This is a genomic window from Pseudomonas fluorescens (assembly GCF_902497895.1).
Taxonomy (GTDB): domain Bacteria; phylum Pseudomonadota; class Gammaproteobacteria; order Pseudomonadales; family Pseudomonadaceae; genus Aquipseudomonas; species Aquipseudomonas fluorescens_BP.
On record NZ_CABVHQ010000003.1, the window covers coordinates 60,563 to 80,703 of the forward strand.

Genomic DNA, 20,141 nt, shown 5'->3' on the forward strand with positions numbered 1-20,141 from the left:
AAATTTCAGATTTCAGGATGGGCGGGCAGGAACTATGTCCAGATGAGTCGTTCATACCACCGGTAACGATTATCTTTGGGAACGTACGAGATAACTTACGTAGCAAGGCGATCACCGTAGCGAAGTTGTCACATGAACTTCGACACTCTGATCCCTGAGGTGGAACAAACGTGAAGGACGGGAGATAAGACAACATCACTATCCCCTATAAGGCCATGGCCGCGCCCCTACAATTGCGCTCACCTGAGTGCATAACCACTTGATTTAAATGGCTTTAAGTCAACTATCGAGTGCGAGAAATTCTTTGCACGAATGTCTTCCCGAGGAAGACCGGCTGCATATCAGGGCAGGTCATAACAACAAGGCCAAGTTTCGCACACCTTGAGTGCTTTATTTAGACACTCGGAACTTAGTATGCCTGCACACGGCCTGTGGCGCCTTACGGTCACACTTTCGAGTGCACTATGACCGCTGAACATCATTAATTCCGGCCATCTAATGGCGTAATAAATTACAGAGGTAAATGCGATGCGCATCAGCATATTTGGTTTGGGTTACGTCGGTGCAGTATGTGCCGGCTGCTTGTCTGCACGGGGCCATGAGGTCGTTGGCGTAGACATCTCCAAAGACAAGATTGACCTGATCAACGCCGGCAAATCGCCGATCGTCGAACCGGGTCTGGGCGAGCTGCTGACCCAGGGCATTCAGACCGGTCGTCTGCGTGGCACCACCAACTTCGCCGAAGCGATTCGTGACACCGACCTGTCGATGATTTGCGTTGGTACGCCGAGCAAGAAGAACGGCGACCTGGAACTCAACTACATCGAAGCAGTATGCCGCGAGATCGGTTTTGTCCTGCGTGACAAGACCACCCGCCACACCATCGTGGTCCGCAGCACCGTATTGCCGGGCACCGTGAAGAATGTGGTGATCCCGATCCTCGAAGACTGCTCCGGGAAGAAAGCCGGCGTCGACTTCGGTGTCGCGGTCAACCCTGAGTTCCTGCGTGAAAGCACCGCGATCGCAGACTACGACCTGCCACCGATGACCGTGATCGGCGAGTTCGACACTGCTTCCGGTGATGTTCTGCAATCGCTGTACGAAGAGCTCGACGCTCCGATCATCCGCAAGGACATCGAAGTCGCCGAGATGATCAAGTACACCTGCAACGTCTGGCATGCGACCAAAGTGACCTTCGCCAACGAGATCGGCAACATCGCCAAAGCGGTCGGCGTCGACGGTCGCGAAGTGATGGAAGTGGTCTGCCAGGACAAGACGCTCAACCTGTCCCAGTACTACATGCGTCCGGGCTTTGCCTTCGGCGGCTCTTGCCTGCCAAAGGACGTCCGCGCCCTGACCTACCGCGCCAGTACCCTGGACGTCGAAGCGCCGCTGCTCAACTCGCTGATGCGCAGCAACGTGTCCCAGGTGCAGAACGCCTTCGACATCGTCTCCAGCCACGACAAACGCAAAGTCGCCCTGCTGGGCTTGAGCTTCAAGGCCGGCACCGATGACCTGCGCGAAAGCCCGCTGGTAGAGCTGGCGGAAATGCTGATCGGCAAAGGCTACGACCTGAGCATCTACGACAGCAACGTCGAATACGCCCGCGTCCACGGTGCGAACAAGGAATACATCGAGTCGAAGATCCCTCACGTCTCGTCCTTGCTCAACTCGGACTTCGATGCAGTGATCGGCAATTCCGACGTGATCATCCTCGGCAACCGTGACGAGAAGTTCCGCGCCCTGGCTGAGAACGCACCTGCCGGCAAGCAAGTGGTCGACCTGGTCGGCTTCATGTCCCAGGCCACCAGCGTGAGCGATCGCACCGAAGGCATCTGCTGGTAAACACGTCTGTAGGAGCTGTGTAGGAGCTGTGTAGGAGCTGTGTAGGAGCTGTCGAGTGAAACGAGGCTGCGATCTTTCCAGATCCACTTGAATCCCAAGCGAAAGATCAAAAGATCGCAGGCTTCGCCAGCTCCTACGGGGATTCTGGCGTTATCCAAACCGGGTGGCGCCAGTTTTCACAAGCCTGCCTTAACCCCATCGGGCCACCCCACTGGCTCGCCCGAGATCGAGACGGATGCAGATTATGCACAGGCTAAAGCACGGCCTACTCCAGGCCGCCGGTTGGCTGTTTTACCTAAGTTTATTGTTGGGCATCGCTGCTGCGTTGCCTACGTCCACATTCGACTCCGAGTCGAAGGACTTCATCTTCCTGATTGGCGTCGTGGGCATCTGGCGCTACTCCATGGGGGCCACGCACTTTCTGCGCGGCATGCTGTTTCTGTACGTGGTCTACCCGCACCTGCGGCGTAAAGTGCGCAAGCTCGGCAAGGCGTCAGACCCGTCCCACGTGTTCCTGATGGTCACCAGCTTTCGTATCGATGCGCTGACCACCGCTCAGGTCTACAGCTCGGTGATCCGCGAAGCCATCGAATGTGGCTTCCCGACCACCGTGGTCTGTTCGCTGGTGGAAATGTCCGATGAGCTGCTGGTCAAGAGCCTCTGGACCAAAATGAACCCGCCGCCCCACGTCAAGCTCGACTTCGTGCGCATCGCCGGGACCGGCAAACGTGACGGCCTGGCCTTCGGCTTCCGCGCCATCTCCCGCCACCTGCCGGATGACCGTGCAGTGGTTGCAGTGATCGATGGCGACACCGTGCTGGCCCCGGGCGTGGTGCGTAAAACCGTGCCCTGGTTCCAGCTGTTCGGCAACGTCGGCGGCCTGACCACCAACGAGTTCTGCGAAGTGCGCGGCGGCTACATCATGGCCGAGTGGCACAAACTGCGCTTCGCCCAGCGTCACATCAACATGTGCTCGATGGCGTTGTCCAAGCGCGTGCTGACCATGACCGGACGCATGTCGGTGTTTCGCGCCACCGTGGTCACCGACCCGGACTTCATCGCCGACGTCGAAAGCGACTCGCTGCAACACTGGCGCCTGGGCCGCTTCAAGTTCCTCACCGGCGATGACAAGTCCAGCTGGTTCAGCTTGATGCGCCTGGGTTACGACACCTTTTACGTGCCGGACGCAGCGATCAATACCGTTGAGCACCCGCCGGAAAAAAGTTTCATCAAGGCCAGTCGCAAGCTGATGTTCCGCTGGTACGGCAACAACCTGCGGCAGAACTCCCGGGCACTGGGCCTGGGCATGAAGCGTCTTGGTTTGTTCACCTCGGTCGTGCTGTTCGACCAGCGGGTGTCGATGTGGACTTCCCTGCTCGGGCTGACGGTCGCGATCATCGCCAGCTTCAAATACGGCATGGCCTTCATCCTGGTGTACCTGCTGTGGATCGGCATCACCCGGTTGATTCTGACCCTGCTGCTGTCCTGCTCGGGGCACAAGATCGGACCGGCCTATCCAATCATTCTCTATTACAACCAGATCGTCGGCGCGCTGGTGAAAATCTACGTGTTCTTCCGCCTCGATCAACAGTCCTGGACTCGCCAGGACACCAAACTGACCCGTGATCTCGCCAGCTTTCAACGTTGGTTCAACACTTGGTCGTCTCGGACCATGACCTTCTCCGCCGGCAGCATATTCGTTGCCGTGTTGATGATGATGGTCTGACCCTGCCTCGCCTGAATTAACTAGGAATTACATCGATGAACAGCCCAATGAATACCGCCTCAAACTCCAACGTGGTGCATGAATCCGAAGCTCAGCGCCAGCACGCCCGGGTCAAAATCCCGGCCAAGCTGCGCTTCGTCGACAGCGCCGGTGCTGCCATGATCGCGCGGGTCGAAGACCTGTCCGCCGGCGGCCTGAGCTTTAACGCCGGGCCACAAAAGGACCTGAAGATCGGCGCGGTCCACAAGGCTCGCCTGCAATTCGTCATCGACAACCTGGGCCTGGCCATGGACGTCGAGCTGCAGGTCCGCTCTTACGATCGTCAGTCCGGCCGCACCGGTTGCCAGTTCCAGAGACTGGACCAACAAGACATCTCGACCCTGCGCCACTTGATCACCTCGCACCTGAGCGGTGACATCGTCACCATGGGCGAAGTGCTCGCCACCCTGCAGCGCGACAACTTCACCAAGGCGCGCAAGGTCAAGGACGGCGGCCACGGCATGTCCGCCCTGGGCCGCATGCGTGCGGTGACCTTCAGCCTGGCGATTTTCCTCGTCGGCCTGACCGCCTTCGGCTTCATCTTCAAGTCGGTCTACGGCATGTACTTCGTCAGCCACGCCCAGGCCGGGGTGGTCAGCGTGCCGGCGATGAACGTCACCATGCCCCGTGACGGCACCGTGCAAAGCCTGATCCAGGCTGACGGCGTCGCCGCCAAAGGCGCTCCGCTGGCGACCTTCAGCACCAGCATGCTCGACGTGCTCAAGGGCCACCTGACCGAAGACCAGTTGCAACCGTCCAAGGTTGAAGAACTGTTCGGCAAGCAAATGACCGGCACCCTGACCTCGCCCTGTGATTGCACCGTGGCGCGGCAGACCGTTTCCGACGGCCAGTATGCCAGCAAAGGCGACGTGATCTTCGAACTGGTGCCGCGTAACACCGAGGCCAACGTTGAAGCACGCTTCTCCTATCGCCAGTTCGGCGACGTACGTCCAGGTACCGCGGTGAACTTCCAGGTGGCCGGTGAAGACCAGGTACGCCGCGGCACGATCGTCAGCAGCTCCAGCCTGAACAGCAACGACCTGTCGTCCGACATCCGCGTGAAAATCAAGCCCGATGCACCACTGGACAGCACCTTGGCCGGTAGCCCGGTTGAAGTGACCAGCGATCGCGGACCATCCCTGAACTGGCTGATCGATAAAGCCACGGCCGCCAGTCTTTAAGCGGAGGACATGCCTATGACTAGCCTACCCATTGACGAGTGCTGCGCACTCGATCGCGAGCAAGCTCGCTCCTGCAAGAGCGACGCAATGACCTGTGGGAGCGAGCTTGCTCGCGATCGGTCGCGTAGCGGCCGCACCTACCTGTGTGCGCTAGCATTGGCAGTCAGCCTGGCCGGTTGCGCCGGCTTGCCCGACCAGCGTCTGGCCAATGAAGCCATGAAGCGCGGCGACACTGCGCTGGCGTCGCAAAACTACCAGCAGCTGGCAGAGCTGGGCTACAGCGATGCACAGGTCGGCCTGGCTGATATCCAGGTGGACAGCCGCGACCCGGCGCAGATGAAACAGGCCGAAGCGACTTACCGCTCCGCCGTCGACAGCTCGCCACGGGCTCAGGCCCGTCTCGGGCGTCTGCTGATGGCCAAGCCCGGTGCCAGCGAGGCCGAACGCCACGAAGCCGAAGGCCTGCTGAAAAAAGCCTTCGCCAATGGTGAAGGCAATACCCTGATTCCGCTGGCGATGCTGTACCTGCAATACCCGCACAGCTTCCCGAACGTCAACGCCCAGCAACAGATCAGCCAGTGGCGCACTGCCGGTTACCCTGAAGCGGGTCTGGCCCAGGTGCTGCTCTATCGCACCCAGGGCACCTACGACCAGAACCTGGGCGAGGTCGAAACCATCTGCAAGGCGGCGTTGCACACCACCGACATCTGCTACGTCGAGCTGGCCACCGTCTACCAGAAACGCGCCCAGCCCGAGCAACAGGCCGAACTGCTCAAACAGCTGCAAGCCGGTTACAGCGCTGGCACGGTTTCGGCACAGCGGATGGACAGCGTCGCTCGGGTCCTCGGTGATGCCACTCTCGGCGCCACCGACGAAAAAACCGCGCAGACCCTGCTCGAACAAATCGCCCCGGTCTACCCCGCTTCCTGGGTCAGCCTGGCGCAACTGCTCTACGACTTCCCCGAACTGGGCGACGTCGACAAGATGATGCAGTATCTGGACAGCGGCCGCGCCGCCGACCAGCCGCGCGCCGAACTGCTGCTGGGCAAACTCTATTACGAAGGTAAGTGGGTCCCGGCCGACGCCAAACAGGCTCAGGCGCATTTCCAGAAAGCTGTCGGCCGTGAAGTCGCCGCCGATTACTACCTGGGCCAGATCTATCGCCGTGGCTACCTCGGCAAGGTCTACCCGGACAAAGCCCTGTCGCACTTGCTGACTGCCGCCCGCAATGGCCAGAACAGCGCCGACTTTGCCATCGCCCAGTTGTTCTCCCAAGGCAAGGGCACTCGACCTAACCCGGTCAATGCCTATGTCTTCAGCCAACTGGCCAAGGCCACGAACACCCCGCAAGCCACCGAGCTTGCACAAACACTCGAAGCCCAGCTGCCGCCTGCCCAACGTGCCGAGGCTCAACGCCTGTTGCAACAAGAGCAGGCCATGCGTAGCGGTTTGAGCAAGGACACGTTGGACCTGCACGCCCTGCAAGAAGAAGACGGCGAGGAATCCCTATGAAGTTGAATCCATTTGTGCAAGCTGGCATTGGCCTGGGCTTCGCCCTGCTGTGGTCCTGCCCGACTCTGGCCGCCCTGACCGACGAGAAGAACTACGGTCTTGACGTGAAAGCCACCGGCCAATCGGAAGATGACCGCGACCTCGGCACCCAAAAGGGCGGCGACGTCAACGGCGTCGGCCTCGACCTGCGTCCCTGGATCTACGGCGAAAGCGGTAGCTGGAGCGCCTATGCCATGGGCCAGGCCGTGACCTCGACTGACATCATCGAGACCGACACCCTGCAACAGTCCGACAGCGACGGCCCCCAGGCCACCGACAACGGTGATCGCAAGAGCAAAAAGAACTACCTGGCGATGCGCGAATTCTGGGTCGGCTACAGCGGCCTGACGCCTTACCCCGGCGAGATCCTGAAGCTCGGTCGCCAACGCCTGCACAACGATGACGGCCAATGGCGTGACACCAACATCGAAGCCCTGGCCTGGACCTTCGACACCACCTTGTTGAAAGCCAACGTCGGTGTCGCCGAGCGCTTCAGCGAATACCGCACCGACCTGACCGAGCTGTCGCCCCAAGACAAGGATCGCCTGCACGTCTTCGGCGATATCTCGACTCAATGGACACCCGGCAATTGGGTCGGCGTGCGCGGCCACCACACCCATGATGACGGCAAGCTGGACTACCCGACTCCTGGCGTAGCCGCCGACTCGCTGGACAAGACAAAGAACGGCGACCTGACCTGGCTTGGTCTGGAAGCCAACAGCGACGCCTACAACTATCGCAACACCAACACCCTCAACTACTGGGGCAGCGTCACCGGTATGTCCGGCGACCGCGACACCGTCAACCCGCTGGATCCCGATAACACCGCCCCGGCACAAGCCAAAAACAGTGGCAGCGTCAACGGCTGGGCCACTGATATGGGTCTGCGTCTGCGCCTCGATCCGAACTGGCAAGTCGGTGGGGCCTACGCCCGCGCCAGTGCCGAATACGAACAGAACGGTCTGGAAAGCAACCGTTCGAACTACACCGGCACCCGCTCGCGAGTGCATCGTTTCGGTGAGGCCTTCCGTGGCGAAATGAGCAACATGCAATCCGCCACCCTGTTCGGCTCCTGGATGCACAACGACGAATACGACGCCAGCCTGGTCTACCACAAGTTCTGGCGCGTCGATGGCAACAAGGAAGTCGGCAGCAACGGCATCAACGCTGTCGAGAATATCCAGAATAATGAGGACCTTGCCCTCGGCGAGATGACCACCATGGCGCTGCCGAAAAACGGCAAGAAAGACCTCGGTCAGGAAGTGGACCTGGTGCTCACCAAGTACTTCAAGCAAGGCCTGCTGCCGGCTGGCCTGAGCCAGTCGATCGATGAACCTGCGGCGCTGGTGCGTTTGCGCGGCGGCGTGTTCAAGCCCGGCGATGCCTATGGCAAAGACGTCGACTCGTACATGCACCGTGCCTTTGTCGATGTCGTCTGGAAGTTCTGATGCGAAGTGCCAAAGGAGTGCGTGAGATGAATAGTCAAGCCATCAAGGGCTCGATCAGCCTGTTGGCCGGCGCACTGCTGCTGGCCAGTGCGGCAGCCTTTGCCAGTGTCGAACCGGCGAGCAAGCCGGCGACCGTGGCCAAGGGCCTGCAACAAGCGAATACCTACACCGTCACCAGCGCGCCGACCGCGCCGCTGGACCTGGCCAAACCGAAACTGCCCGACCTCTCCGGCTACACCGCCGAGGCCGTGGCGGCGAAGATTGTGCGCAGCAAAGCGGGCAAGGTCAGCGTTCGACGGATGATGCAAGAGAATGCGCTGAAGGACTTTATCGGCGGCGACAACAAGATGGCCGAGTGGGTGGTGCGTCAGCACGGTATCCCTCAGGCGATCTTTATCGACGACGGTTACATCAACCTCAAGGACCTGAGCAAGAAGCTGCCCAAGCAGTACTTCAGCGAGACCTCGCCGGGTGTGTTCCTGGCGAAACTGCCGATAGTGGTGGGCAACAAAGGCATCCTCGAAATCGACAAACAGACGCAAGAGTTGCGCCTGTCCCAGGAAGCCGGTTCGTTCCTGGTCAACGATGGCCAGCTGTTCGTGCGTGATACCAAAATCACCGGCTGGCGCGAAAAGGAAAACGCTCCGGCGACCTTCCGCTCGCCGAAGGAATTTCGTCCGTTCCTGCTGTCCTGGGGCGGCACCGAGACCTACATCGTCAACAGCAAAATGGCCAGCTTCGGCTATGCCAACAGTAAGTCCTACGGTGTGAGTATTTCCCAGTACACGCCGAACATGGCCAAGGTGCTCAAGCGCGCTGAACCCACCGGCTGGATCGTCGGTTCGGAGTTCTCGGACATGTGGTACGGCTTCTACTGCTACGAAACCACGGGTTTCGTGGTCAAGGGCAATACCTATCGCGACAACATCGTCTACGGCATTGACCCCCATGACCGTTCCCACGGCCTGATCATCGCCGATAACACGGTGTACGGGACCAAGAAGAAGCACGGGATCATTATTTCCCGTGAGGTCAACGACAGCTTCATCTTCAACAACCGCAGCTACGAGAACAAGTTGTCAGGCCTGGTGATCGACCGTAACAGCGTCAACAACCTGATCGCCGACAATGAGATCTACCGCAACGAGACCGACGGCATCACGCTCTACGAGAGTGGCAACAACCTCCTGTGGGGCAACAAGGTGATCAGCAACAAGCGCCACGGCATTCGTGTGCGTAACAGCGTGAACATTCGCCTGTACGAAAACATCTCCATGAGCAACGGCCTGACCGGGGTGTTCGGGCACATCAAAGACTTGACCGATACCGACCGCGACATCGATCTCGATCCGTTCGACGCCCAGGTCTCGCTGATTCTGGTGGGCGGTGAACTCGCCGCCAACGGCAGTGGCCCGCTGTCCATCGACTCGCCGCTGAGCGTCGAGTTGTACCGGGTATCGATGCTTGCTCCGACCAAATCCAGCGGGATCAGCTTCTCGGGGATTCTCGGCGAGCGCCAGAATGAAATTCTCGACCTGCTGGTACGCCAGCAGAAAGCTGTGCTGATCGACCCTGTCGAACGCCAGACCGATATGCGGGACTGAGGATAATCTTATGCACCCACACTTGATCAAACTACTCAGCCTTTCGGGCCTGACCGCGGCGATTCTCGCCGCCAGCGCAGGCGCACGTGCCGATGAGGCCCAGGCGCCGAATTTCACCGCCGAGCCGTGCTGCAACCTGTGCCCGGAAGCGCACGACGCGAAGAACTACACCACTCGCTATCAGCAGAACTTCACCACGCTGGTGCAGGCACAGGGCGACTGGTTGTTCCGGACCCAGGAAGACCTGCGTACCGAGTTCGACACCACGCCCGCCGGCTACAAGCGCATGAAGCAACTGCACGATGCGTTCAAGAGCAAAGGCGTGGAACTGGTAGTGGTTTACCAGCCGACCCGTGGCCTGGTGAACCGCAACAAGCTGAACCCGGAAGACAAAGCCAGGTTCGATTTCGACAAGGCGCTGCGCAACTACAAAACCATGCTCGGGCGTTTCGCCGCGATGGGTTATGTGGTGCCGGACCTGTCGCCGCTGACCAATGAGCAATTGCCCGACGAAACGACCGCCCACGATTTCTACTTCCGTGGCGATCAGCACTGGACCCCTTACGGCGCCCAGCGTACAGCGAAAATCGTCGGTGAAAAGGTCAAGCAAATTCCGGCCTTCGCGGACATTCCCAAGCGCGAATTCGAGTCCCATAAGTCAGGTCGCATGGGCAAGACTGGAACGTTACACAATATGGCTGGTCAACTCTGTGGCACTAGCTACGCGATCCAGTACATGGATCAATTCACCACCGAGCCAAAAGGCGAAGCGGCCGATGGCGATCTGTTCGGCGAATCCGGAAATCCGGAAATCACCCTGGTCGGTACCAGCCACAGTGGCAAGAACTACAACTTCGCCGGTTTCCTGGAAGAAGCCATCGGCGCCGACATTCTCAACGTGGCATTCCCCGGCGGTGGCCTGGAAGGTTCGATGCTGCAGTACCTGGGCAGCGAAGAGTTCCAGAAAAAACCACCGAAGATTCTCATCTGGGAATTCTCGCCACTTTATCGCCTGGACCAGGAAACCACATATCGACAGATGATGGCGCTGCTCGACAACGGCTGCGAAGGCAAAGAAGCGCAGATGAGCGGCAGCACCACCCTCAAGCCCGGCAAGAACGAGCTGATGGTCAACAGCAAGAACCTGGACCTGCGTAACAGCAATCATCAGGTCGACATCCGCTTCGCCGACCCGTCGGTGAAAACCATGCAAGCCACCCTCTGGTACATGAACGGGCGCCACGAGGACATCAAGATCGAAAAACCGGAAACATCCGACACCGACGGGCGTTTCGCCTTTGAACTGCGCACTGACGAAGATTGGGCCTCGCAGACCCTGCTGGCCGTAGAGGTCCAGGGTCCGGAAGCGGGTGCCACTGCGCAGAAGGTCGAAGCGAAAGTATGCAAACGCAACGTGTTCCCAAGCGCTGAGCAACGTACCGCTCAGGCAGGGCAATGAGGTTACCAATGCACACTGGAACTCGAACACTGACGATGAAAAAGCTGCTGGCGCCGACTCTGCTGGGGCTGGCGATTTTCGCCGGCACCGCACAGGCCGCCGCACCACTGCGCCCGCCTCAGGGCTACTACGCGCCGGTGGAAAAATTCAAGACCGGTGACAAGGCCCAAAGCTGCGAAAGCATGCCGACGCCCTACACCCAGAAACTGCAATTTCGCAGTAAATACGAAGGCTCCGACAAGGCCCGCTCGACGCTCAATACAGAATCGGAAAAAGCCTTCCGTGGCGCCACCGCCGACATCACCAAACTGGAGCGTGGCATCAGCAAACAGGTGATGCAGTTCATGCGCGATGGCCGTCCGGAACAACTCGAGTGCACCTTGGGCTGGTTGACGGGTTGGGCCAAGGCCGATGCGCTGATGTCCAAGGACTTCAACCATACCGGCATGTCGATGCGCAAATGGGCGCTGGGCAGCATGGCCTCGTCCTATGTTCGCTTGAAGTTTTCTGACAGCCATCCGTTGGCGAACCACCCGCAAGAGTCGCAACAGATCGAAGCATGGTTCAGCAAAATGGCCGATCAGGTAGTCAGTGACTGGGACAACCTGCCGTTGGAAAAAACCAACAACCATTCGTACTGGGCAGCCTGGTCAGTCATGGCCACTGCGGTCGCGACCGATCGCCGCGATCTGTTCGACTGGGCAGTGAAGGAATACAAAGTCGCCGCGAACCAGGTCGACGCCGACGGTTTCCTGCCTAACGAGCTCAAGCGTCAGAAGCGCGCCCTCGCCTATCACAACTATGCCCTGCCGCCGCTGGCGATGATCGCCAGCTTTGCTCAGGCCAACGGTCTGGATGTGCGTCCGGAAAACAACGGTGCGCTGAAACGCCTGGGTGACCGAGTGCTGGCCGGCGTCGAGGATCCTGACGAGTTCGAAGAAAAGAACGGTGAAGAACAGGACATGACCGACCTCAAGGTCGACTCGAAATTCGCCTGGCTCGAACCCTTCTGCAGCCTCTACACCTGCCCGGCCGATGTGCTTGAACGCAAACGCGAGATGCAACCGTTCAAGACCTTCCGCCTCGGTGGTGACCTGACCAAGGTCTATGACCCGAGTCATGAGAAAGGCAACAAGGGTTCGTAAGGCTGAACGCTTTCCCCTGTGGCGAGGGGGCTTGCCCCGCTGGGGTGCGCAGCGCCCCCAAAACCTGCCAACGCGGTGCTTCAGTCAGAACGCGCAAGCAGGTTCTACGACTGCTTCGCCCGAGCGCGGACCGGCCGACGGGGGCAAGCCCCCTCGCCACAGGTAAGCGCCTGGCATTAGAGCCAGGTCAGTTTCAAATGCAATACAACCTCCCCGATTTTCGTGGGGGGGTTTGGGGGGGCTTCGGCCCTTAACTGTTGGATAAACACGGAGAGTCGGGATGGTTTTTTCATCCAATGTGTTCCTGTTTCTGTTCTTGCCGATCTTTCTCGGCTTGTACTATTTGAGCGGGCAACGCTATCGCAATCTGCTGCTGCTGATTGCCAGCTACATGTTCTACGCCTGGTGGCGAATAGACTTCCTGGCGCTGTTCATGGCCGTCACCCTGTGGAACTACTGGATCGGCCTGAAAGTCGGAGCTGCCGGAGTTCGCACCAAACCTGCGCAACGCTGGCTGTTGCTCGGCGTGGTGGTGGATTTGTGCATCCTCGGCTACTTCAAGTACGCCAACTTCGGCGTGGACAGCATCAACGCGATGATGACGTCGGTCGGTCTTTCGCCGTTCATCCTGACTCACGTGCTGCTGCCGATCGGGATCTCGTTCTACATCTTCGAGTCCATCAGCTACATCATCGACGTCTACCGCGGCGACACCCCGGCCACCCGCAACCTGATCGACTTTGCGGCGTTCGTGGCGATCTTCCCGCACTTGATTGCCGGCCCGGTGTTGCGTTTCCGCGACCTGGCCGATCAGTTCAACAATCGCACCCACACCCTCGACAAGTTCTCCGAAGGTGCCACGCGGTTCATGCAGGGCTTCATCAAGAAGGTCTTCATCGCCGACACCCTGGCGGTCGTGGCCGACCATTGCTTCGCCTTGCAGAACCCGACTACCGGGGATGCCTGGCTCGGCGCGCTGGCCTACACCGCACAGCTGTACTTTGACTTCTCCGGCTACAGCGACATGGCCATCGGCCTGGGCTTGATGATGGGTTTCCGCTTCATGGAAAACTTCAAACAGCCGTACATCAGCCAGTCGATCACCGAGTTCTGGCGGCGCTGGCACATCAGCCTGTCCACCTGGCTGCGTGACTACCTGTACATCACCCTGGGCGGCAACCGTAAAGGCACGCTGACCACCTACCGCAACCTGTTCCTGACCATGTTGCTCGGCGGTCTGTGGCACGGTGCGAACATCACCTACATCATCTGGGGTGCCTGGCACGGCATGTGGCTGGCGATTGAAAAGGCCCTGGGTCTGAACACCTCGCCGTACAGCTTCAACCCGATCCGCTGGGCGCTGACCTTCCTGCTGGTGGTCATGGGCTGGGTAATCTTCCGTTCGGAAAACCTGCACGTCGCCGGTCGTATGTACGGCGCCATGTTCAGCTTCAACGAATGGTCGCTGTCGGAACTCAACGCCGCGAGCCTCACCGGTCTGCAAATCGCGACCCTGGTGTTGGCTTACGCAACCCTGGCGTTCTTTGGCCTGCGGGACTTCTACAGCAACCGGCCAAAAGCCAAGCCTGCCGTGGATACCGAAGCCAATGGCCCGGCCACCGCGCAACCTGGCCTGATCAAAGCCGTACCGGGTGATGCCGCAGACAGCATTCACCAGCCGGGCTACACCGTCGGCACCGATGCAATGGTGCAACCTGCCTATTGGGCTGCCGATTGGCCGCGCTACGCAATGCGCGCCCTGGTACTGCTGCTGTTCGTCGCATCGATTCTCAAACTCTCGGCGCAAAGCTTCTCGCCGTTCCTTTACTTCCAGTTCTGAGGGAGCCGACCATGACCCGCTCATTACGCATCCTCTATGTCGTCCTGTTTATGGCCGTGCTGCTCGCCTTGGGCGTCTGGTCGACGCGCAGTTTCTTCGGCTTCAGCACCACTGCCGAGACCACGGTGCTCAACGGTCGCTGGACCAAGGCCGTGGAGACTCACTACGACGAAGAGTTCCCGATCAAACGCCTGGGTACCAACCTCTGGGCGGCGCTGGATTTCAAGTTGTTCAATGAAGGTCGTCCGGGCGTAGTGCTCGGTCGCGATCAATGGTTGTACAGCGATGAGGAATTCAACCCGATCGTCAACGAAGACCAGAACCTGCAAGGCAACTACGCGCTGGTCGAAGGCGTGCGTCAGGTGCTCAAAGAGCGCGGCGTGAAACTGGTGATGGCGATTGTTCCGGCCAAGGTGCGCCTGTACCCGGAACACCTGAGCGATGTGCGCCCTGCCAGCATCCACGCCGATCTGTACCAGGACTTCCACGCCCATGTCGCGGCGAACAAGATCCTCGCTCCCGACCTGCTCGGCCCGATGCAACAGGCCAAGCAAAGCGGTGAGCAAGTGTTCCTGCGCACCGACACTCACTGGACTCCGACCGGCGCCGAGATCGCAGCCAAGCAATTGGCGGCAGCGATTGCCGAGAAAACCCCACTCAATGGCGAGCCGCAACGCTTCGTGACCGAAGCCGAGAAAACCGAACAGCACAAAGGCGACCTGACTCTGTTCCTGCCGCTGGATCCGCTGTTCAGCAATCTTATGCCGCCACAAGAGCCGCTGGAAAAACGCACCACTCGAGTCGCTGAAGACCAGCCGGTTGCTGATGACGCCCTGTTCGCCGAAAGCGAAGTCCCGGTGGCATTGATCGGCACCAGCTACAGCGCCAACCCTAACTGGAATTTCGTCGGAGCCTTGAAAGAGGCCCTGAAAAGTGACGTGGTGAATTACTCGGAAGACGGCCACGGCCCGATTCTGCCCATGCTCAGCTACCTGAAAAGCGCTGCCTTCAAAGACAGTCCGCCACAGGTGCTGATCTGGGAATTCCCGGAACGCTATCTGCCCGTGAACAACGAAATCGGCGATGCCGACCCACAGTGGGTCGCAGCACTCAAAGAAGCCGGTACGCGCCAACAAAACCTTGCTACAAACACCAAATCCGAGACGCCCGATCGGGCGCAAAACTGAAAGAGAGGTACTACACATGACTTTCACGACTACTCCTCGTCGTCTCGCCAAGACCTTCGCCCTCGTTGCCGGCGTCAGCCTGTTGTCGATGCAAGCCTTCGCCGGTGACGCCGCGCTCTACGGCCCGACCGCACCGAAAGGCTCCAGCTTCGTGCGTATCTACAACGCCAGCAATCAGGAAGTCAGCGCCACGGTTGGTACTACCAACCTCAGCGAAGTCGCTCCGCTGGGCAGCAGTGACTTCAGCTTCATGCCTGGCGGCGACTACAGCGCCAAGGTCGGCAGCCAGACCCTGCCCGTGAAACTGGCCGGCGACCACTATTACACCCTGGTCAACAACGCCGGCGGCAAGCCACAATTGATCGAAGAACCACCGTTCAAAAACAAGCAGAAATCCCTGGTGCGCGTGCAGAACCTCAGCGACAAACCGCTGACCCTGAAAACCGCCGACGGCAAAACCGAAGTAATCCCGACCGTGGCCGCCAAAGGCCGTGGCGAGCGTGAAATCAACCCGGTGAAAGTCAGCTTCGCCCTGTATGAAGGCGAGAAGAAAGTCGGCGAAGTCAAACCAGTTGCCCTGGAACGTGGTGAAGCCGCCGTGCTCTACGTCACTGGCAGCGGCACCAGCCTGTCGCCAGTCTGGGTAAAACGCCCGGTTTCGACGCGCTAATCAATTTTCCGGAGGGTTAACGCCGCCCCCTCGGGACCGCTCAACCGAATGGTTGATACACGGTCCCTGTAGGAGCTGCCGCAGGCTGCGATCTTTTGATCTTCGGCGTTATTGAAAACGCCAAAAGACCGCAGCCTGCGCAACCATTCGATACGGAACAAGTACAAGAGTGAAACGACAGAACGCAGTAGCTCTGACCCATACGATTTTCAAGGAGTAACAACATGATTCCGGTGATCTTGTCAGGTGGTAGCGGCTCACGTCTTTGGCCGCTTTCGCGTAAACAATTCCCCAAGCAGTTTCTCGCCCTGACCGGCGAACAAACGCTGTTCCAGCAGACCCTCGAGCGCCTGGTGTTCGACGGTATGGACACACCGATTGTGGTCTGCAACAAGGAACACCGCTTCATCGTCAACGAGCAACTGCACAACCGCAAGCTCGACACCCAGCGCATCCTGATGGAACCGTTCGGCCGCAACACTGCGCCGGCCGTGGCCCTGACCGCGATGATGCTGGTCAACGAAGGCCGCGACGAATTGATGCTGGTACTGCCGGCTGACCACGTCATCGAAGACCAGAAAGCCCTGCAACGCGCCCTGGCCCTGGCCACCGTGGCTGCGGAAAACGGCGAGATGGTGCTGTTCGGTGTGCCGGCGACCAAACCGGAAACCGGCTACGGCTACATCAAGTCGACCAATGATTCATTGCTGCCCGAAGGCGTCAGCCGCGTGTCGCACTTTGTCGAAAAACCAGACGTAAAACGCGCCACCGAATTCGTTAACGCTGGCGGCTACTTCTGGAACAGCGGCATGTTCCTGTTCCGCGCCAGCCGCTTCCTGGAAGAGCTGAAAAAGCACGATCCGGACATCTACGACACCTGCCTGCTGACGCTTGAGCGCAGCGAGCAGGATGCCGACACCGTCGACATCGACTCCGCCACCTTCGCCTGCTGCCCGGACAACTCCATCGACTACGCCGTGATGGAAAAAACCCAGCGCGCCTGCGTCGTACCCCTGACTGCCGGCTGGAGCGATGTCGGTTGCTGGTCGTCGCTGTGGGAAGTCAACGAAAAAGACGCCAATGGCAACGTCACCAAGGGCGACGTGGTCATCCAGGACAGCAAAAACTGCATGATCCATGGCAACGGCAAACTGGTGTCGGTGATCGGCCTGGAAAACATTGTGGTCGTCGAAACCAAGGACGCCATGATGATCGCCCACAAGGACAAGGTCCAGGGCGTGAAACAGATGGTCAACACCCTCAACGAGCAAGGTCGCAGCGAAACCCAGACCCACTGCGAAGTCTATCGTCCGTGGGGCTCCTACGACTCGGTGGACATGGGCGGCCGTTTCCAGGTCAAGCGCATCTCGGTCAAGCCGGGCGCGTGCCTGTCCTTGCAGATGCACCACCACCGCGCCGAACACTGGATCGTGGTCAGCGGCACCGCCGAAGTGACCTGCGACGAGAACGTGTTCCTGCTGACTGAAAACCAGTCGACCTACATCCCGATCGCCTCGGTACACCGCTTGCGCAACCCGGGCAAGATCTCGCTGGAAATCATCGAAGTGCAATCGGGCAGCTACCTGGGCGAAGACGATATCGAGCGGTTTGAAGATATCTACGGTCGCACCCCGGTCGAACGCGGCGTTTCGGTGAAAACCATCGCGCAGTGATTGATCGGTAGTACCACAAAACAAAAAGCCCTCGTCCAGCCGACTGCGTACCCTATCCGCAGTCGGTGGGGCGGGGGCTTTTTTTGTGGGGTTGCGACAAGCAAGATCAAGATCAAGATCAAAAGATCGCAGCCTGCGGCAGCTCCTACGGGGGGAGGCGTACACCCGTGATGTGATGGATGGAATGGACCTGTGTAGGAGCTGCCGCAGGCTGCGATCTTTTGATCTTGCCTTTCCCATCGCCAATCACACCCTGGCTTATGTAGGATGACTTTTTCTATCCCGAGATTAACCTCATGTTCATCGGCGTCCTGCTGGTCATTACCTGGCTGGTCCTGTTGCTGCGTTATCCGGCCAAAGCCTTGCCGGTGTCGCTGGCGGCGGCGATCGGTCTGGGCCTGGTGGCGGTGTGGGTGATCTGGCTGGACAATCGCGAGGTCAAGCAGCTGGCACGGCTGGAGTTGCGCATCAGCTATGCGCCCGAGCACTGCCCGGCAGATCGTCCGCTGCTGCTGAAAATGAACAATGGCAACGACGTGCCGCTGACCGAGCTGCGCTGGCGGATCGCCGCCTATGCGCCCGGCGACACGGTGAACCTCGCGGATAATCTCTACGCCGCCCCACGCTACCGTGGCCCCGGCGAACTGCAGGCCGGCGCCTCGTGGGAAGACTGTTTGCCGCTGCCACCGCTGCGTCCCGGTTATATCCCGCAATCTCTGGAGTTTCGCGCCGAGCGTTTGCAAGGTAGTTTCTCCGACTGAGCCACTCCTTCTCCCCTCTTGCACAAGGACCGCGTCATGCCCCTCGCGTTAATCACCGGTTGTTCCAGCGGCATCGGCCGCGCTTTGGCCGATGTGTTCAAAGCTGCCGGTTATGAAGTCTGGGCCACCGCGCGCAAGGCCGAGGATGTGGTGCTACTGGCGGCCGCCGGGTTCACCGCGGTGCCACTGGACGTCAACGACGGGCCGGCATTGCAAGCCTTGAGCGAACGCATCAACCAGCAACACGGCGGCCTGGATCTGCTGATCAACAATGCCGGCTACGGCGCCATGGGGCCATTGCTCGATGGGGGTGTGGAGGCACTGCAGCGCCAGTTCGAAACCAATGTATTCGCGGTGGTCGGGGTGACCCGGGCACTGTTCCCGGTATTGCGTCGCGCCAGGGGTCTGGTGGTGAATATCGGCAGTGTCTCCGGGGTGTTGGTGACGCCGTTCGCCGGTGCTTATTGCGCCTCGAAAGCCGCCGTGCATGCCTTGAGCGATGCCTTGCGCATGGAGCTGGCGCCGTTCGGTATCGGGGTGATGGAAGTCCAGCCCGGCGCCATCGCCTCCAGCTTCGCCAGGAACGCGGGGCATGAGGCCGAACAATTGATCACCGAACAATCGCCCTGGTGGCCGCTACGCGAAGGCATCCGCGCCCGGGCCAAGGCCTCCCAGGACAACCCGACACCGGCCAGTGAATTTGCGGCCGGGTTGCTCAAGGCCGTGCAACAGAAAAAGCCACCGCGTTTGCTGCGTCTGGGCAATGGCAGCCGGGCGTTGCCGTTGTTGGCGGCGTTGCTGCCCAAGGGCTTGTTGGAGTCGGGGTTGATGAAGCGGTTTGGATTGGCTGGGCGGTTGTAAGAGAGTTGTGTTTTCCCTGAAAAACTTCGCGCTCTTGTGGCGAGGGGACTTGCCCTAATGCCTGTCAGTTAAGGAGTTTCAGGTTCAGCACCGCCCCCCGTAGCAGCTGCCGAAGGCTGCGTTCGGCCGCGAAGCGGTCGTGAAATCAGGCGCTGCGGTATTCCAGACAAACCGTGCAAGCAGGATTTGCGTCTGCTTCGCAGCCGAACGCAGCCTTCGGCAGCTGCTACGGACCGCGTAAAAGCTTGCCCCCTCGCCATAACGATTACATTGCTCTGACGACTACTGCCCCCCTTCCTGCTTCACCACCACCGTACAAGTAATCCCCGCCGCCAGCAGCACACCCTCCGGCACTTCATCTATGTGAATCCGCACCGGCACTCGCTGGGCCAGGCGCACCCAGTTGAAGGTTGGATTGACGTCGGCGATCAATTCGCGGCTTTGCGGGTTGTCGCGGTCGTAGATGCCGCGGGAAATACTTTCCACGTGCCCCTTGAGCACTTCACCGCTCATCAGCTGCATATCGGCTTTGTCGCCGACCCGCACGTGGGGCAGTTTGGTTTCTTCGAAAAAGCCGTAGACCCAGAACGAGTTCATGTCGACCACGGCCATTTTCGCTTCGCCAATGCGCGCGTAGTCACCACGATGGACATTGAGGTTGGTGACATAACCGTCCACCGCCGCCAGCACCTGGGTGCGTTTAAGGTTCAGCTGCGCGGCTTCCAGTTGCGCTTGCGCGTGTTGGTAATCGGCCAGGGCCGAGTCGGCGATATTGCTGGCGTCGTCGCGGTTTTCTTTGGAAATGACCAGGCTGTCCATGTCGGCGCGGCGATGAGCGTTGACCTTGCGCATCTCCCAGGTGGCCTTGCGTGAAGCCACCAGCGACTGCGCCTGCTTCACCGCAATCTGATAGTGCTCGGGATCGATCTGCATCAGCAGGTCGCCCTTTTTCACCAGCTGGTTGTCACGCACGGGGACGTTGACCACTTCACCGCTGACGTCGGCGGCGACGTTGATGATATCGGCGCGCACTCGGCCGTCGCGGGTCCAGGGAGTGTTCATGTATTGCACCCAGAGGGTCCGGCCGATCCACAGGGCGAGGGCCAGCACCAGCAAGGTGGCGAGCAGGCTGAATAGCTTTTTCATCAGGT

The 20,141-nt window shown here is 59.7% G+C and carries 15 protein-coding genes; 14 read left to right on the plus strand and 1 reads right to left on the minus strand.

Annotated elements, in window-relative coordinates:
- The first annotated feature begins 528 nt into the window (after window positions 1-528).
- The 14 genes from F8N21_RS02165 (at window position 529) to F8N21_RS02230 (ending at window position 18,990) form a co-directional block, all read left to right on the plus strand.
- Window positions 529-1,845, plus strand: coding sequence for a nucleotide sugar dehydrogenase (locus tag F8N21_RS02165; RefSeq protein WP_150640549.1), 1,317 nt, complete (start codon window positions 529-531; stop codon window positions 1,843-1,845).
- A gap of 244 nt (window positions 1,846-2,089) precedes the next feature.
- Window positions 2,090-3,571, plus strand: coding sequence for a mannuronan synthase (alg8, locus tag F8N21_RS02170; RefSeq protein WP_412071617.1), 1,482 nt, complete (start codon window positions 2,090-2,092; stop codon window positions 3,569-3,571).
- Window positions 3,572-3,618: 47 nt separating this feature from the next.
- Window positions 3,619-4,791: an alginate biosynthesis protein Alg44 gene (locus F8N21_RS02175; protein WP_150640657.1), complete on the plus strand. Its 1,173-nt coding sequence runs from the start codon at window positions 3,619-3,621 to the stop codon at window positions 4,789-4,791.
- Between the two features lie 87 nt (window positions 4,792-4,878).
- Complete coding sequence (gene algK / locus F8N21_RS02180) at window positions 4,879-6,303, plus strand: alginate biosynthesis TPR repeat lipoprotein AlgK (RefSeq protein ID WP_224788152.1); 1,425 nt, start codon at window positions 4,879-4,881, stop codon at window positions 6,301-6,303.
- Window positions 6,300-7,790, plus strand: coding sequence for an alginate export family protein (locus F8N21_RS02185; protein ID WP_150640552.1), 1,491 nt, complete (start codon window positions 6,300-6,302; stop codon window positions 7,788-7,790). The genes algK and F8N21_RS02185 overlap by 4 nt, the downstream gene beginning before the upstream one ends.
- Before the next feature lie 26 nt (window positions 7,791-7,816).
- On the plus strand, window positions 7,817-9,394 hold the full coding sequence (algG, locus tag F8N21_RS02190) for a mannuronan 5-epimerase AlgG (protein WP_150640553.1): 1,578 nt from the start codon (window positions 7,817-7,819) through the stop codon (window positions 9,392-9,394).
- Between the two features lie 10 nt (window positions 9,395-9,404).
- Window positions 9,405-10,853: an alginate O-acetyltransferase gene (locus F8N21_RS02195; protein WP_150640554.1), complete on the plus strand. Its 1,449-nt coding sequence runs from the start codon at window positions 9,405-9,407 to the stop codon at window positions 10,851-10,853.
- A gap of 8 nt (window positions 10,854-10,861) precedes the next feature.
- Complete coding sequence (locus tag F8N21_RS02200; protein ID WP_150640555.1) at window positions 10,862-11,998, plus strand: mannuronate-specific alginate lyase; 1,137 nt, start codon at window positions 10,862-10,864, stop codon at window positions 11,996-11,998.
- A gap of 280 nt (window positions 11,999-12,278) precedes the next feature.
- Window positions 12,279-13,838: an MBOAT family O-acyltransferase gene (locus F8N21_RS02205; protein ID WP_150640556.1), complete on the plus strand. Its 1,560-nt coding sequence runs from the start codon at window positions 12,279-12,281 to the stop codon at window positions 13,836-13,838.
- Between the two features lie 11 nt (window positions 13,839-13,849).
- Window positions 13,850-15,025, plus strand: coding sequence for an alginate O-acetyltransferase (locus tag F8N21_RS02210; RefSeq protein WP_150640557.1), 1,176 nt, complete (start codon window positions 13,850-13,852; stop codon window positions 15,023-15,025).
- A 16-nt stretch (window positions 15,026-15,041) separates the two neighbouring features.
- Window positions 15,042-15,695, plus strand: a complete 654-nt coding sequence (locus tag F8N21_RS02215; RefSeq protein ID WP_150640558.1) for an alginate O-acetyltransferase AlgF — start codon at window positions 15,042-15,044, stop codon at window positions 15,693-15,695.
- 224 nt (window positions 15,696-15,919) lie between these two features.
- Window positions 15,920-17,368 (plus strand): mannose-1-phosphate guanylyltransferase/mannose-6-phosphate isomerase, encoded by a 1,449-nt coding sequence (locus F8N21_RS02220; RefSeq protein WP_150640559.1) that lies wholly within the window; start codon window positions 15,920-15,922, stop codon window positions 17,366-17,368.
- A gap of 296 nt (window positions 17,369-17,664) precedes the next feature.
- Window positions 17,665-18,129: a multidrug transporter gene (locus tag F8N21_RS02225; RefSeq protein ID WP_150640560.1), complete on the plus strand. Its 465-nt coding sequence runs from the start codon at window positions 17,665-17,667 to the stop codon at window positions 18,127-18,129.
- Between the two features lie 36 nt (window positions 18,130-18,165).
- Window positions 18,166-18,990, plus strand: a complete 825-nt coding sequence (locus tag F8N21_RS02230) for an SDR family oxidoreductase (protein ID WP_150640561.1) — start codon at window positions 18,166-18,168, stop codon at window positions 18,988-18,990.
- A gap of 282 nt (window positions 18,991-19,272) precedes the next feature.
- On the opposite strand, the gene F8N21_RS02235 is transcribed toward F8N21_RS02230, so the two are convergent.
- Window positions 19,273-20,136, minus strand: coding sequence for an HlyD family secretion protein (locus F8N21_RS02235; RefSeq protein ID WP_150640562.1), 864 nt, complete (start codon window positions 20,134-20,136; stop codon window positions 19,273-19,275).
- Window positions 20,137-20,141: the final 5 nt, after the last annotated feature.